Below are 14450 nucleotides of genomic sequence, written 5' to 3' on the forward strand. Positions count from 1 at the left end.
GCACCGCTTTACAACTGAAACGCACATCACAATAAAGCAACAAATAAAGATTAAAAAGTTCTTACATATAAAAACATACAGTTTCCTTCTTAGCTCAGTTGGTTAGAGCATCTGACTGTTAATCAGAGGGTCCTTGGTTCGAGCCCAAGAGAGGGAGCTTTTTAAAAGCCTGACAGCAATGTCGGGCTTTTTTTTGCTTAAAACTGAAATGAAACCAATACTTCACAACGTTATACTGAGAATAGTGGGTTTTGTCACTTGACAATTTGCCAAGTTATTTTAGGAAAAAAAGGCACCCATTGCGGTACCCATTTTAAAATTCCGAATTGCAATGCCAATTATTTAACTCAAAATCAATTGGAAACATGCACCAAGAAAAGTTAAAATTGTTTTCTTATTACAGCACTATCCATTTCTTATCACTATTTAGTTTAAAAGTACCAATGTGCTCCTTATTCCATTCTTGCGGCCCTATTAACGAAAGAAAGTTTACCCCTGCAGCATCGCGATACAAATGATAAATTTCACCCACAACAGGCTCAAATGAAAATTTAGAATTATAAATCAATTCGTTCCACTCATATTCTTCCATTAAGTTTTGATATTGCTTTTTGAGTTCATTAAACTTATTTTCAAACTCTTTATTAACATTGCTAATCCCTCTACTTTTCCAAGACACCACATCATCCATTCTAATTGCTGGTGCACCCACATTTGTAGCATAAGGCAATATACTTGCATTAAATCCCTCTTCATCTGAATACACAACGTTATCCGGTCTTTTACTTTTCATTTTATTTATATTTTATTGAATCTAACGAATGATCTATCAAACGCCAAATTGTTTAATGTTTTCGGTGTAAAGTTAAACAAAATTATTTAAAGTCTATTGAAGGATTTATTAATAGAAGGAAATTTTATATACAACAAATCATACCTTAATCGAGCAATAGAAAAAAACCTATATGTTTTAAATCCAAACAAATATCCAATCGATAAGAAGAACCAACAATCAATAAAATAAAAACAACAATAGGTACAAACTAAAACAAGGACAAAGCCGGTTTTCCTTTTGCTATTCGTGATTAAATAAATATCTTGCTAGATATTAAATTAAGTTTGCTTGTGGAAATAACAGCCATTGTTAGCTAATTTATCATCCTTTTCCACAACGATATAAACAAATAGCAATACTTTTAAGAACTATTAGATTAAATACAAAAGTAAGATGACCAGATTTATATTTATAATCGTGCTTTCGCTAGGTATATTTAGCTGCAAGAATGATACTGTAAAGCAACAGGAATTAACACTTGAGGCTAAGGAACAGCTATTGAAAGAAAAAGAACTCGAACTCGAACTAAGAGCAAAAGAATTTCCAAATACGGAAGTCGATACAGCCCAATTTAGCGTAGATCAACAAGCGGATGATCAAGACATAGAAAACCCAACAACAACAGAAGAAAAACAGGAAAACCGAAAACTAAGATTCTTGTACTATTCTAGTGTGGGTATGCGTGCCTATTTTAATGATGGAAGCGTTTTCGTTTTTCCAAAACGTAAACTAACAAAAGAAAATATTCAATTTATTCAAAGCAATAGTGCTGAGAAAGCAATTCAGACCTATGGAATTGAAAAGGACGGCAGCTTACTTATTGACGGTTGGAAACATGAATATCCAGTGGTAAATAAAAATGAAAATTTTGAAGGCTGGGCTATGATTGATTATAAATGGCTCGTTAAATTCTAATTATTCTACTATCAGTTTTATTAGATCCAGTAGTGGATTAATCATCAGTGACTTCATCTTCTTTTTATCGAAAATAAAAACTCGCACAGCATTTTCAAAAAAAATCACGCCGTTACGGGAAACCGCAAAGAAAACCCAAAGCAGCCACTTATCTTTGTCTTAGGTAAAACACAAAATTGCTTTGCACAATTCATTATTCTTGAAGGTTTTATGGATATGTAAAGCTAAGGAAAGGCTATCGGGAACGATAGTCTTTGTTGTTTTCACTACTTTCTCTCCTCTTTCTAGTAATTAGGAGTTTTCTCCTTCCCTACGCTCCACTCTTATTTATTCCCTTGCATAAGGAGTTTTGCATCGGCCAGGACTAGGGGATTTGATTTTAGATTACGAAATACTCTTAACATCATACAATTAATAAAACGTAGTCTTTTTATGTTGCTTTTTTCAGAGTATTGTTCTTTATAAGATAATAAATCTACTTATCTTTCGTACAAATAAAAATAAGACTAGATAAAAAATCGAAACCTATAATTATAATATGTCAAATCTCATAAACGTCACTTGCGCCATCATTCTTAAAGATAATAAAGTTCTGGTAGCTCAAAGAAGCGAAAAAATGAAACTTCCATTGAAATGGGAATTTCCAGGAGGCAAATTAGAAAATAATGAAGATGAAGCTAGTTGTGTTAGACGTGAAGTAAGAGAAGAAATAAATATTGAAATAGAAGTAATTAAAAATCTTTCCTCTACCGTTCATGATTATGGTGATTTCAAAATAAGACTAATACCTTTTTTGGCCAATTATGTTTCTGGCGAAATTATTCTATTGGAACATTCTGATTATAGATTATTGGATAAAAGCGAATTGATAAAATTAGATTGGGCAGAAGCAGATATACCAATTGTTGAAGAATTTTTAAAAATAGGATTATGACGCAAGGACTTTATGAGCAATTAATAACCAAATTAATTTCCTCGAAATTAGATACGATTGACAAAGATTTTTTTTTTATTAAGCAAACAGAAATTGAAAAAACAGAAGCGTCTTTAATCTTGAGCAAACACCTTGGCGATGTAATCAATAGAGCTTTACGATTTTTTACCAAAACGGACAGTGTTGAATTACAAATTCAACTTTCGAATAAAATCATTAGATTATTAAGAGACGAACTTGAAAATGAAGAATTTGATGAAGATCTAATAATTACTAATGGAAGGATTTTAAATGCTGTTTTTTCTAAAATCGACTCTGGAATTGCAGATTTTGAAGCACATCTAAAAGAAATTAATCCTTACACCCGCTTAACTCAAAGCGAACTTTTTACAGGTTCAAATGTTGGTTTATCATTAGAAAGTGAGTTAAAGAAGGAAATCCTTTCTTCCGATAGAGTTGATTTTTTAGTGTCTTTCATAAAATGGTCTGGAATAAGAATATTCGAAAAAGAATTACGAGAGTTTACAAAAAACGGTAATAAGCTAAGAGTAATTACCACTTCATACATGGGTGCTACTGATTTGAAAGCAATTGAGTTTTTAGCTAGTTTACCAAACGTAGAAGTTAAGATATCGTACAATACTGAAAACGAAAGGTTACATGCTAAATCCTATTTATTCTACAGAAATACGGGTTTTCATACCGGCTACATCGGTTCTTCTAATTTATCACGAAGCGCTCTAACAAGCGGTTTAGAATGGAATTTAAAAGTCACAACAAAAGAAGTAGAGCATATAATTGACAAGTTTTCAAAAACTTTTGAAACTTATTGGCAAGACAAAGAATTTGAGACTTTTGTAGAATTTGAACATTCAGAAAAATTACAGAAAGCGTTAAAACATGAAAGAATACAGGATCGAAATGATGCCGCTTTTTATTTTGAAATAAAACCATATCATTTTCAACAGGAGATTTTAGAAAAATTAGATGCTGAAAGAAAAGTACATCATCGTTTTAAAAATTTACTTGTAGCCGCAACAGGAACTGGAAAAACTGTTATTTCTGCTTTTGATTTTAAGAACTTCCTAAAAATTAATCCAAATTCAAAACTTCTATTTGTTGCTCATAGGAAAGAAATACTACATCAAGCAATTGCTACTTTTAGAGGCGTATTGAGAGATAATGATTTTGGTGATTTGTGGGTTGAAGGACAAGTTCCTACAAATTACTCTCATGTTTTCGTATCAGTTCAAACTTTGAACAATCAAATTGGTAATTTAAAATTATCTTCTACTTTTTATGACTTCATTATAATTGATGAAGTGCATCATATTGTTGCAAACAGTTACAGACCTATATTAGAAAAATTCACACCACAAATTTTACTAGGATTAACTGCAACTCCAGAAAGAACAAATGAAAATGAAAATATTCTCGATGATTTTTGTGGAGTTATTGCTGCAGAAATTAGACTTCCAGAAGCGCTAAATAAGAAGTTACTTTGTCCTTTTCAATATTTTGGAATTACAGACAGCATCGATTTAAGTAATGTGAAATGGAATATTGGAAAATACGATATTGCCGAATTAACTAAAATATATACTGAAAATGATAGACGAGTAGGCGAAATCATTAATAAATGTAAAGACTATTTAACAGATTATAAAAATGTAAGAGCGATCGGTTTTTGCATATCAAAAGATCATGCCATTTATATGGCAGAAAAATTCTATTCTGCGGGTTTAAAGGCTGATTATATTGTTAGTGGAGATGGTAGAGATTCTTTACGAAAAAAAATTAAATCAAAATTTAGAAGTAAAGAAATCAACTATCTTTTTGTCGTAGATATTTTTAACGAAGGAGTAGATATTCCAGAGATAGATACCGTTTTATTTTTAAGGCCTACTGAAAGTTTAACAGTTTTCCTTCAGCAACTAGGAAGAGGTTTGCGATTACATGACGATAAAGATTGCCTTACCGTTCTTGATTTCGTAGGTAACTCCAGAGCCGAATATGATTTTGAAGGGAGGTTTCGAGCTTTAATAGGTAAAACAAATACGTCAACAAAAGAAGAATTAGAAAACGATTTTCCACATTTACCATTAGGTTGCTCCATTGTTTTGGAGAAGAAAGCAAAAGAAATTATTCTTGCTAATATCAAAAACGCAACGCAGTTTCGGGAAAAAGATTTAATAAATAAAATCATCAATTTTCAATATCAAACTAATGCTGTTCTTTCACTGAAAAATTTCTGTAACTTTTATAATGTCCCTCTAACTGCTATCTATAAAAAAAACACATGGAACAGATTGTGTGTGCTTGCCGAGGTAAAAAAGGAATCTTCTAGTGTAAATGAAAAAGAACTTGCACAAGCTGTTTGTAAAAAATGGTTAGCCTGTAATTCTTCTAACTATCTAAATTACATTTTGCAACTAGCTAAAAACAATTTTAAAGAAATTGTAAACCCTTCAGATAATGATATATTGTGTTTAAATATGTTGTATTATGATTTCTGGCAAACTCCCAGACTGTTTTCAACTTTGAACGAAGCTATTTCAGCTATTGGAAAAAATAAAATAGTTGTCGATGAAATAATCCAAGCTTTAGAAATAATTATTGACAAAATTGCTCACATAGAATTGGATATACGCCTTCCATATCAGCAGCCATTGAAAGTGCATAGCCGCTTTACTCGAGCTCAAATTTTAGCAGGGTTTGGAGTAAATACTTTTCAAAGTAAGACTGGTTCTATAGCAGGTGTTTTAAACATTAAAGAAAAGAACACGGAATTATTATTCATTACTTTAGAGAAAACAGAAGAGAAATATTCACCCACAACAATGTATAACGATTATGCTAAAAGCGAAACTGTCTTTCACTGGCAATCTCAAAATAGCACAAAACCTGACAGTAAAGCAGGACAATCCTATATTAATCAAGAAGAACTAGACAAAAACATTTTACTTTTTGTACGAGAAAAAGAAACGGATATCTATAATAATACGATGTCTTATGTCTTTTTGGGAGAATCTAAATTTATAGATTCGAATGGCTCTCAACCTATGAATATTAATTGGGAGTTAAAAGAGCCTATTCCCCATTACATGTGGAAAGAAACTGCAAAAATGGCTATTGGATAATTGTATCGTATTAGTATAAACAAAACTGCCAAAAACTAAAATTTCCATAATTAACTAATCCGCTGTTATTCTTTTTATTATCTTTAAAATCGCTTTTTAAAAATAGAAAACATGAACAAAATCATTCTGCTTATTTTCCCACTTTTCATACTCAGCTGTCAGGCACAAAAAAATCCTACTGATGTTACCTTACAGGACGAGGTAAAAAACTATACGCTTGAAAACATTGGTGGCGAAATTGCAAATCCATGGGGTATGACTTGGCTACCAGACGGTTCTATACTAGTTACTGAAAAAAGCGGCATCCTATACCACATCAAAAACAACCAAAAAACAGAAGTTAAAAACGTTCCCGAAGTCTATAATCGTGGTCAGGGAGGTTTACTCGATATTGCTGTACATCCCAAGTATGCAACAAACGGCTGGATTTACATCACTTTTTCTTCCACCGAAGGCGGCGGCGAAGGCGGAAACACGAAATTGATTCGAGCTAAGCTAGAGAATGAAAGCCTAGTGCAAATTGAATCTTTGTACAAAGCCATGCCAAATACGACTAAGGGACAGCATTTTGGTTCCCGTATTGCTTTTGACAACGACGGCTATGTGTATTTCTCAGCAGGAGAACGTGGCGAAGAATCTGTCAATCCACAAGATATCACTAGAGACAACGGAAAAATTTACCGCCTGAATGACGACGGCAGTATCCCAAAAGACAATCCCTTTGTGGGAAAAGCTGGTGCCAAAGAAGCTATTTATACCTACGGAAATAGAAATCCACAAGGAATGGTTAAAAATCCTGCTACCGGCGAAATATGGTTGCACGAACACGGACCAAAAGGTGGCGACGAAATCAATATTGTAAAAAAAGGAGCTAATTATGGCTGGCCCGTTGTTACGTACGGCATCGGTTATGACGGCACGACCATCAGTAAAGAAAATCAAAAACCAGGTATCGAAGATCCCATTTATTATTGGGTTCCCTCTATCGCTCCAAGCGGAATGACATTTGTAACGGGCGACCTTTATCCTGCATGGAAAGGACATTTGCTGGTAGGTTCTTTAAAATTCCAATATCTGGAATTGGTAAAACTAAAAGGCAATACAGTCATTGGCCGACAAAAAATTGCAACAGATATTGGCCGTTTGCGTAATGTGGCTCAAGGCCCAGACGGTTACATCTATATGGGAGTGGAAGGAAAAGGAATTGTAAAAATAATACCCAACAAATAAAATGATTACAAAGATAACTTTAGGGATTACCCTTTTCGTTTCGGGAGGATTTTGTGTTTTCAATCCAAGTCCGCTTTTAAATACACAATCTCAAAAAGATTACCTGCCATTGAAAACGGTAGTTCAAGAAAAAACACCATTACAAAAAAGCATCGAAAATGGAAAAGAAATCTATGCTGATTTTTGTATTCAATGTCATGCAGGCAACGGAAAAGGCGATGCGACTGATTTCCCTCCTCTTAATGGCTCTGACTGGCTTACCAGCAAAAGAGCCGAGAGTATTCATGCGGTAAAATTTGGTCAAAAAGGCGAAATTCTTGTCAATAAAAAGAAATATAATGGCAACATGCCGGCAATGGGACTTTCTAATCAAGAAGTAGCTGATGTGATGAATTACATCATGAATTCCTGGAGCAACAAGCAATCTAAAATGGTTACTATTGGAGAAGTCGAAGCGATTAAAAAGTGATTGTAACTTTTAACACAACTATGTGTTTTAATTCTTATCCAATGAAATAAACCAAAATGAACTGAAAGTCTAAATAATTGTGTTATAAATATTGACCACAAATTTGCAAATTATAATTATTTTTAAATTTTAGAATTTGCAGTCTGATAGTTTTTAGTAGCTAAAGCGAGCTGCACCGAAAGCACATTGGTTTAAACTTTATTTGAGGCCACTGAAAATATAAGAAACTGAAAAACCTGCGTAATAATTTCTTGGATTCCCCGGATAATAATAGCGCGGTAACGCTTTACCAAAACCAACAGCATTTGGGAGAATACTTGCGGCATATTTAGTATTTGCTAAGTTGTTGATTCCAGTGGTAAACTCGGTTTTTAAGAATTTTAAAATTGTAATGCTGTAGCCGAATTTTACATTTACAAGACCGTACGCCTTGCTATACTTGGTACTTGAATCATTCATAGGAATAGCACCTATATGTAAATAGGACGCATTCGCTGTAAAACCCGAAGCCGTTTTGGCATCGACACCAGCATTCCATTGCTTATTTGGAACTCCCGTAAGCGCATTCCCCGAATAATCCTTATCGCCATCCACAAAATCTTTGAATTTAAAATCATTAAAAGTACCCGAAAAATAAGGCGTGAGTTGGATGTCCTCTGTATTTACCAACAGATAATTGAAAGCCAATTCTACTCCTCGATGCGAACTTTCTCCTGCATTGATTCCTACAAACTGATCTTCGGCGGTGCGGCGAGCGACTAATAAATTAGTGATTTGGGTACTGAAAAAAGCAACATCAGTGTACAATCGTTTTTGCAACCAGTTTCCTTTAAACCCTAATTCGTAATTATAACCCATTTCTGGTTTTAGATTCGTGTTGATTTCGCCATCTGGTGTCAGCGTTTCAGCAACCGAAGGAACAGAAAAACCTTTGCTCACTGAGGCATATATGTTTTTGGAAGCTGCTACTTCATACGAAATCCCTAATCGTGGCGACCATACATTCCCAAAAGTATAATCTGTTTTCTCAATAGCAGTATTTGACTCAAAAGTGTCTTCAAGTGAATATTGGGTTGTGTTCAATGCCACTCCCGTTTCTAGATGAAGGTTTTGGGTCAGTTCGAAATCCATTTGCAGGAAATAATTTCGATAATTTCTATTTTGCTTCATACTACTAAACTCGGCGCCCTGGATACTTCCTTGATTGGGTTGGGACTGGTAATTATTTTCGAAAAGAGAAAAAGTATATTGCTCTGTCACCCTCTCGATTCCCACACTAGCTTCAAAAGGAATGGCATATAATTTAGATCGAAAGTTTACAGTGGAGCGCAAACCAAGAGAAGTTGTTTTATCGTCTAAAATATCAAAAGGTCGCGGTTCATAAGCATCTTTAAAATTAGAAAATACATTGGTTTTAAAACTCCATTTCTCCGACAATTGATGTTGGTAACCCAATCCTAAAAGTATTTTGTCATAGGATTCATAACCTTGGGCCGCAGCCCAGTTAGCCGCCGCTTTTTCGGGCATGTTTTTAAAATCAGTTTCGCTTATCGAACTAGCGATAAAAGCTTTTAACCGGGTATAGTTCCCTATAAAAGAAAAACTCCCATTATCGCTTATTGATTGTTTTCCGTTCAAAGTAAACGCTTTTCTATCGTAGGCACTGTTAGCTCTAAAACCATCGCTTTGCAAATGGGAATAATTAGAAAAAAGTGTAGATTTTTCAGTACCATATCCACCAGAAAAAGATTGCTGCAATAATCCATAACTACCCACGGTAGTTTTCGATTTCGAAAATGATTGATTACTAAGAATATCTTTCGAAAATAATTGGATAACTCCACCTAAACCAGATCCAAAACTCGTGGAATTAGGTCCTTTGATAATTTCGATTCGGCTAATACTTTCTAAATCGATGTCTTCAATGCTGGTTTCGCCTTCGGCCGTTGTCAATGGAATGCCTTCAAAATAGGCTTTTACTTTGTTTGTTCCATATTGAGTTCGGGATCCAATGCCACGAATTGTGATTCGGTTCGTATTCAAGGCACCTTGCTGCATATAAATTCCTGGAACTGCATTTAAAACAGAAGTAAGAATCACGCCGTCAGTTCGCTCCAGATCTTTGGCCCGAATCACAGCAACGGCGGCAGCCGTTTTTTGAAGAGTGGTAGCAATAGGCGAGGCAATCACTATTTCAGAAAGGGCTGTGGTGTCTTTTCGCACTTGGCTGTAGCTAGAAACACAGCAAAATAACGATAACAATAGGACTGGAAAATTAGGGCTGATTTTGAACAACGGATTCTCTTTAGATGTAAATAAAACTTTGATAAAGTTAGTTTTTTCTATTATGGAATCAAACAGGAATAGCCAGCGCATTCGATTGTGAATATATTAGAAAACCTTGTGGTTAAATTATAATAAATAGCCTATATTTAGGTTTACCTTTGTTTTGAAACCCTTATAGATATTTTTTATGAAAAAGCACATTGTAGTAGTCCTTTCACTTTCCGTTTTAACTCTTGTTAGTAGTTGCAACCAAGGCAAAGCCGCGGATGAAAAAGTAGAAATTGAAAAAGTAAAAACGGAGTCTGCTGACACAGTTAAGAAAAAAGCAGTTTCGACCATCGATACTGTGGACTACAATAAAAGAATGATCGCTTTAAGCAACGACACTACGGGAAGATGGCCGGTAAAAACGCCTTATCCTTTACCTGGCGCGATATTGCCGTACAATAGAATCATCGCTTTTTATGGAAACTTATATTCTACAAGAATGGGCGTTTTAGGAGAATATCCTAGAACGGTAATGATCGAAAAATTAAAAGGCGAAGTGGCCAAATGGAATGCTGCAGATCCTACAGTGAAGGCAATCCCAGCTTTACATTATATCGCAGTAACGGCCCAAGGTGCGCCAGGAAAAGATAACATGCACCGCATGCGTATGCCGTTTAAACAGATCGACACGGTAATTAAATGGGCAAAACCTATTGATGCTTTAGTGTTTTTAGATATTCAAGTAGGACATAGTACTGTAAAAAAAGAAGTGAGCGAATTAGTTGAGTATTTAAAATTACCTAACGTTCATTTAGGTATCGACCCTGAGTTTTCCATGAAAAACGGAGAAATTCCAGGGAAAAAAATTGGAACCTTTGACGCAGCTGACCTGAATGATGCCATCGATATTATGGCTAAAGTAGTTCGCGAAAACAACTTGCCTCCTAAGGTTTTTGTGATACACCGTTTTACTCAAGGAATGGTAACCAATTATAAAAATATTAAAACGCTTCCTGAGGTACAAGTAGTGATGCACATGGACGGTTTTGGTAGCAAGGTTTTAAAAAAATCGACTTACTTGACCTATATAAAGAGAGAACCGGTTCAATTTACCGGTTTTAAATTATTTTACAAAAATGACAATTGGAACGATTGGAAAATATATGAACCAGAAGAATTACTAAAATTAACTCCAAGACCAAGCTATATCCAATTTCAATAATATCTAGTACAATGAAAAAATATTTCGCCTGCCTATTTTTAGGACTTATTATTTTACAAGGTTGCCAATCTAAGGCGGAGGAAACTTCTAAGGATGAAAACCCTGAGAAAGTAACCTTAGTAAATAAAGTCGAAAATAAAACAGAGCCGCAAAAAGTGACTAACGATGCGGCCGCCATTCTTGCAAAAAAAGAGGTGCCTATACTCTGCTATCATCAAATTAAGGATTTTAACACGAGTGCTGGTGCAATGACCAAAGTTTACACCGTAAAACCTGTTGATTTTGCAGCGCAAATGAAAGCATTGTCGGAGGCAGGTTATAATAGTATTTTGCCAGAACAGCTGTATGAGTATTTAGTTCACAACGCTCCACTACCTGCTAAACCCATCATGATTACTTTTGACGATACCCGCGCCGAACAATACAGCATTGGCGCAGGCGAAATGAAAAAATACGGTTTTAAAGGCGTATTTTTTGTAATGACCGTTTCTATTAATCGTCCCGGATATATGGGCAAAGAGGAGATAAAAAGCCTTGCTGATGAGGGACATGTTGTTGCAGCACATACTTGGGACCACCACATGGTTACGAAATATTCTGGTGAAGACTGGAATACCCAATTGGTTAAACCAAAAGCAAAACTGGAAGAAATAATCGGAAAGCCATTGACTGACTTTGCTTATCCTTTTGGTTTATGGAATACTGCCGCAATTCCTGAATTAAAAAAGAGTGGCTATGAGATGGCTTATATTTTGTCTACTAAAAGAGATTCTATTGATCCACTTTATACTATAAGACGAATGATTGTTTCCGGAACCTGGACTACAGAAAGAATGATGAAATCGACAGAATCTACTTTTGAATAAAAAGAAAAATAAGACTATTAAAAAAGATTATACAAGGCAGTACGCAATTCGGAAGAATGGTTTACTGCCTTCATTTTATAACACAAATCTGTTTTCTGAAATTTCAATTACATCCAAAAAGAACTCTTAAATTAAATTATGTGCTTCTATTTAAAAAAAAGTGCATTTTATGGCTTTTGATAACATTAAGTTAACATACAAATAAAAATGTTAATAGACTTTTGTAGAAAATATAACCTTAATTTAAAATGGATCAGATTTACGTAATAATGTTATTGGTTTTAGGAGTTCTAGCCGTCATCGATTTAATGGTTGGAGTTAGTAATGATGCCGTGAATTTTTTAAATTCTGCTATAGGTTCTAAAGCTGTTTCATTCAAAACCACAATGATTGTGGCGAGTCTTGGGGTATTAGTTGGAGCCTTATTTTCCAGTGGAATGATGGAAATTGCAAGAAGCGGTATTTTTGTACCAAGCATGTTTAGTTTTAATGACGTCATGATTATCTTCTTAGCGGTTATGATTTCTGATATTTTGTTATTGGATGTTTTTAACTCATTAGGTTTACCAACTTCTACAACAGTTTCTATTATTTTCGAATTATTGGGAGCAGCGGTCTGTTTAGCACTTTATAAAATATACACTTCAGATGAGACGCTAGACCATTTAGGGATGTATATCAATACAAAGAAAGCCTCAGCTATCGTTTACAGCATCTTGCTTTCTGTGATTTTATCTTTTGCTTTAGGTAGTTTTATCCAGTATATTTCTAGACTTATTTTTACTTTTCATTACGAAAAAAAGCTAAAATATTTTGGGGCTATATTTGGAGGAGTTGCTATTTCAGCGATTACTTTTTTTATTTTAATCAAAGGATTGAAAGGTGTCTCCTTTATTTCAGCAGCACAATTTGAGTGGATTGACAAAAATCAATTCGTAATTCTCGGAGTTAATTTTGTGCTTTTTACACTATTATCTCAATTACTTATTAGCTATTTTAAAGTTAATATTCTAAGAGTCATTATTCTTATTGGAACTTTTGCATTAGCACTAGCTTTTGCGGGGAATGATTTAGTTAACTTCATTGGAGTACCGATTGCGGCATATAATTCGTACCAAATTTTCCAAGGCAGCGGTATTTCTGGCGATGAATTTATGATGGGTGCTTTAGCAAATGATGATATTGTAGCTCCATTTTATTTTTTATTGTTTGCTGGAGTTGTAATGGTAATAACATTATGGACATCAAAAAAGGCAAAAAGTGTTATTGAAACAGGCGTGAATTTATCAAGACAAGGTGAAGGGGACGAGAAATTTACACCTAACACTGCTTCGAGATTTATTGTTAGGTTTGGAGTTTCTCTTGGCCAAGTGATTAATGTTTTTTTACCAAAAAAATTACAAATTAAAATCGATAGCCGATTTATAAACGTAGAGAAATCCAAGAAAAAATCAGCTGACGAACCTGCTTTTGATATGGTAAGAGCTTCTGTAAACTTAATGGTTGCTAGTATTTTAATTTCAATTGGAACATCTTTAAAATTACCACTATCTACTACTTATGTTACGTTTATGGTTGCCATGGGAACGTCATTTGCTGACAGAGCATGGGACAGAGAAAGTGCTGTTTATAGAATAGCTGGTGTTTTTAAAGTTATTGGCGGTTGGTTTTTTACGGCAATAATTGCATTCTTCTTAGCTGTTATCATGGCTTATATTTTAAAAGTAGGCGAAGTTTTTGCGTTTTTTGGCTTGATAATTATGTTAGGAATTATGCTATATAAAAGCTCTAGAAAACATAAAGAGAAGGTAAAAAACGAAGAAGAAGTTAAAAGCTTACGTAGAGAAGATATTGGAACAGTGAAAGATATGATTACTGAAAGTTCAGCGCAAATATCTAAGGTTTTCCGTAAAACTAGCGCATTATATTCTAATTTAGTTGATAACTTAGGTTTAGAAGATTTAGCGAAGTTAAAAGAAAATAAAAAAGACCAGAAGAAGTTAGAAAAGGAAATCGACGAACTAAAAAACAATGTCTTTTACTTGATTAAAAATCTTGATGACAATTCAGTTGAAGCCAGTAAATTCTATATTTTAATCTTGGGTTATTTACAAGATATGGTTCAATCTATAGACTTTATAACCTCAAATAGTTATTCGCACGTTAATAACAATCATAAAAAATTAAAATTCAATCAAATTAAAGGATTGAAAATAATTGATACACAATTGCAACAATTGCTACATTCGCTGGAAGAGAGTTTTAAAAATGAAGATTTTAATACAATTGACCACATTTTAAATGACAAGCAAGTACTATTAGATACGGTTTCTGAATTGATTACTAAACAAATCAAAACAATCAGAACCACTGAAACAAGTCCGAAAAATAGTAAATTATATTTTGCTTTATTGCTAGAAGTAAATGATTTAGTGAAGTCTATTACTAATTTGTTAGAGTTGTTTAAAGAGTTTAATAAGTTGAATAAATAGTAATGTTAGTATAAGAATAGCATTTATGTTGCTGGTTGTTATTCTTAAATCGTCACAGCTCTATTGCTCTCAA

General features: G+C 34.0%; 10 protein-coding genes and 1 tRNA gene. 9 read left to right on the forward strand and 2 right to left on the reverse strand.

Features of this window, described 5'->3' with window-relative positions:
• Nucleotides 1–83: 83 nt before the first annotated feature.
• Nucleotides 84–157 (forward strand) — tRNA-Asn (locus tag FQU23_RS03825).
• 240 nt (nucleotides 158–397) lie between these two features.
• Here FQU23_RS03825 and FQU23_RS03830 read toward each other — a convergent pair.
• The gene (locus FQU23_RS03830; RefSeq protein WP_147672655.1) at nucleotides 398–793 is read right to left on the reverse strand and encodes a DUF2452 domain-containing protein; all 396 of its coding nucleotides are present in this window, start codon (nucleotides 791–793) and stop codon (nucleotides 398–400) included.
• A gap of 435 nt (nucleotides 794–1228) precedes the next feature.
• Between FQU23_RS03830 and FQU23_RS03835 the strand changes: the two genes are divergently transcribed.
• The 5 genes from FQU23_RS03835 (at nucleotide 1229) to FQU23_RS03855 (ending at nucleotide 7523) form a co-directional block, all read left to right on the forward strand.
• Nucleotides 1229–1750, forward strand: a complete 522-nt coding sequence (locus tag FQU23_RS03835; RefSeq protein ID WP_147672656.1) for a hypothetical protein — start codon at nucleotides 1229–1231, stop codon at nucleotides 1748–1750.
• A gap of 538 nt (nucleotides 1751–2288) precedes the next feature.
• Nucleotides 2289–2684: a (deoxy)nucleoside triphosphate pyrophosphohydrolase gene (locus tag FQU23_RS03840; protein WP_147672657.1), complete on the forward strand. Its 396-nt coding sequence runs from the start codon at nucleotides 2289–2291 to the stop codon at nucleotides 2682–2684.
• Nucleotides 2681–5824 (forward strand): DUF3427 domain-containing protein, encoded by a 3144-nt coding sequence (locus FQU23_RS03845; protein ID WP_147672658.1) that lies wholly within the window; start codon nucleotides 2681–2683, stop codon nucleotides 5822–5824. The genes FQU23_RS03840 and FQU23_RS03845 overlap by 4 nt, the downstream gene beginning before the upstream one ends.
• A gap of 111 nt (nucleotides 5825–5935) precedes the next feature.
• Nucleotides 5936–7054 carry a PQQ-dependent sugar dehydrogenase gene (locus FQU23_RS03850; RefSeq protein ID WP_147672659.1) on the forward strand — a complete coding sequence of 373 codons (1119 nt, stop codon included), beginning with the start codon at nucleotides 5936–5938 and terminating at the stop codon, nucleotides 7052–7054.
• A gap of 1 nt (nucleotide 7055) precedes the next feature.
• Nucleotides 7056–7523 carry a c-type cytochrome gene (locus FQU23_RS03855; protein WP_147672660.1) on the forward strand — a complete coding sequence of 156 codons (468 nt, stop codon included), beginning with the start codon at nucleotides 7056–7058 and terminating at the stop codon, nucleotides 7521–7523.
• 198 nt (nucleotides 7524–7721) lie between these two features.
• Here the strand turns inward: FQU23_RS03855 and FQU23_RS03860 are convergent, their stop codons facing one another.
• Nucleotides 7722–9899 carry a TonB-dependent receptor family protein gene (locus tag FQU23_RS03860; RefSeq protein ID WP_147672661.1) on the reverse strand — a complete coding sequence of 726 codons (2178 nt, stop codon included), beginning with the start codon at nucleotides 9897–9899 and terminating at the stop codon, nucleotides 7722–7724.
• A gap of 97 nt (nucleotides 9900–9996) precedes the next feature.
• On the opposite strand from FQU23_RS03860, the gene FQU23_RS03865 reads away from it, so the two are divergent.
• From FQU23_RS03865 to FQU23_RS03875, 3 genes are all read left to right on the forward strand, one after another.
• Nucleotides 9997–11019, forward strand: coding sequence for a hypothetical protein (locus FQU23_RS03865; RefSeq protein WP_147672662.1), 1023 nt, complete (start codon nucleotides 9997–9999; stop codon nucleotides 11017–11019).
• 11 nt (nucleotides 11020–11030) lie between these two features.
• Nucleotides 11031–11885 (forward strand): polysaccharide deacetylase family protein, encoded by an 855-nt coding sequence (locus FQU23_RS03870; RefSeq protein ID WP_147672663.1) that lies wholly within the window; start codon nucleotides 11031–11033, stop codon nucleotides 11883–11885.
• 248 nt (nucleotides 11886–12133) lie between these two features.
• On the forward strand, nucleotides 12134–14377 hold the full coding sequence (locus FQU23_RS03875; protein WP_147672664.1) for an inorganic phosphate transporter: 2244 nt from the start codon (nucleotides 12134–12136) through the stop codon (nucleotides 14375–14377).
• Nucleotides 14378–14450: the final 73 nt, after the last annotated feature.

Source organism: Flavobacterium sp. XN-5 (assembly GCF_008033395.2).
Classification (GTDB): Bacteria; Bacteroidota; Bacteroidia; order Flavobacteriales; family Flavobacteriaceae; genus Flavobacterium; species Flavobacterium hiemivividum.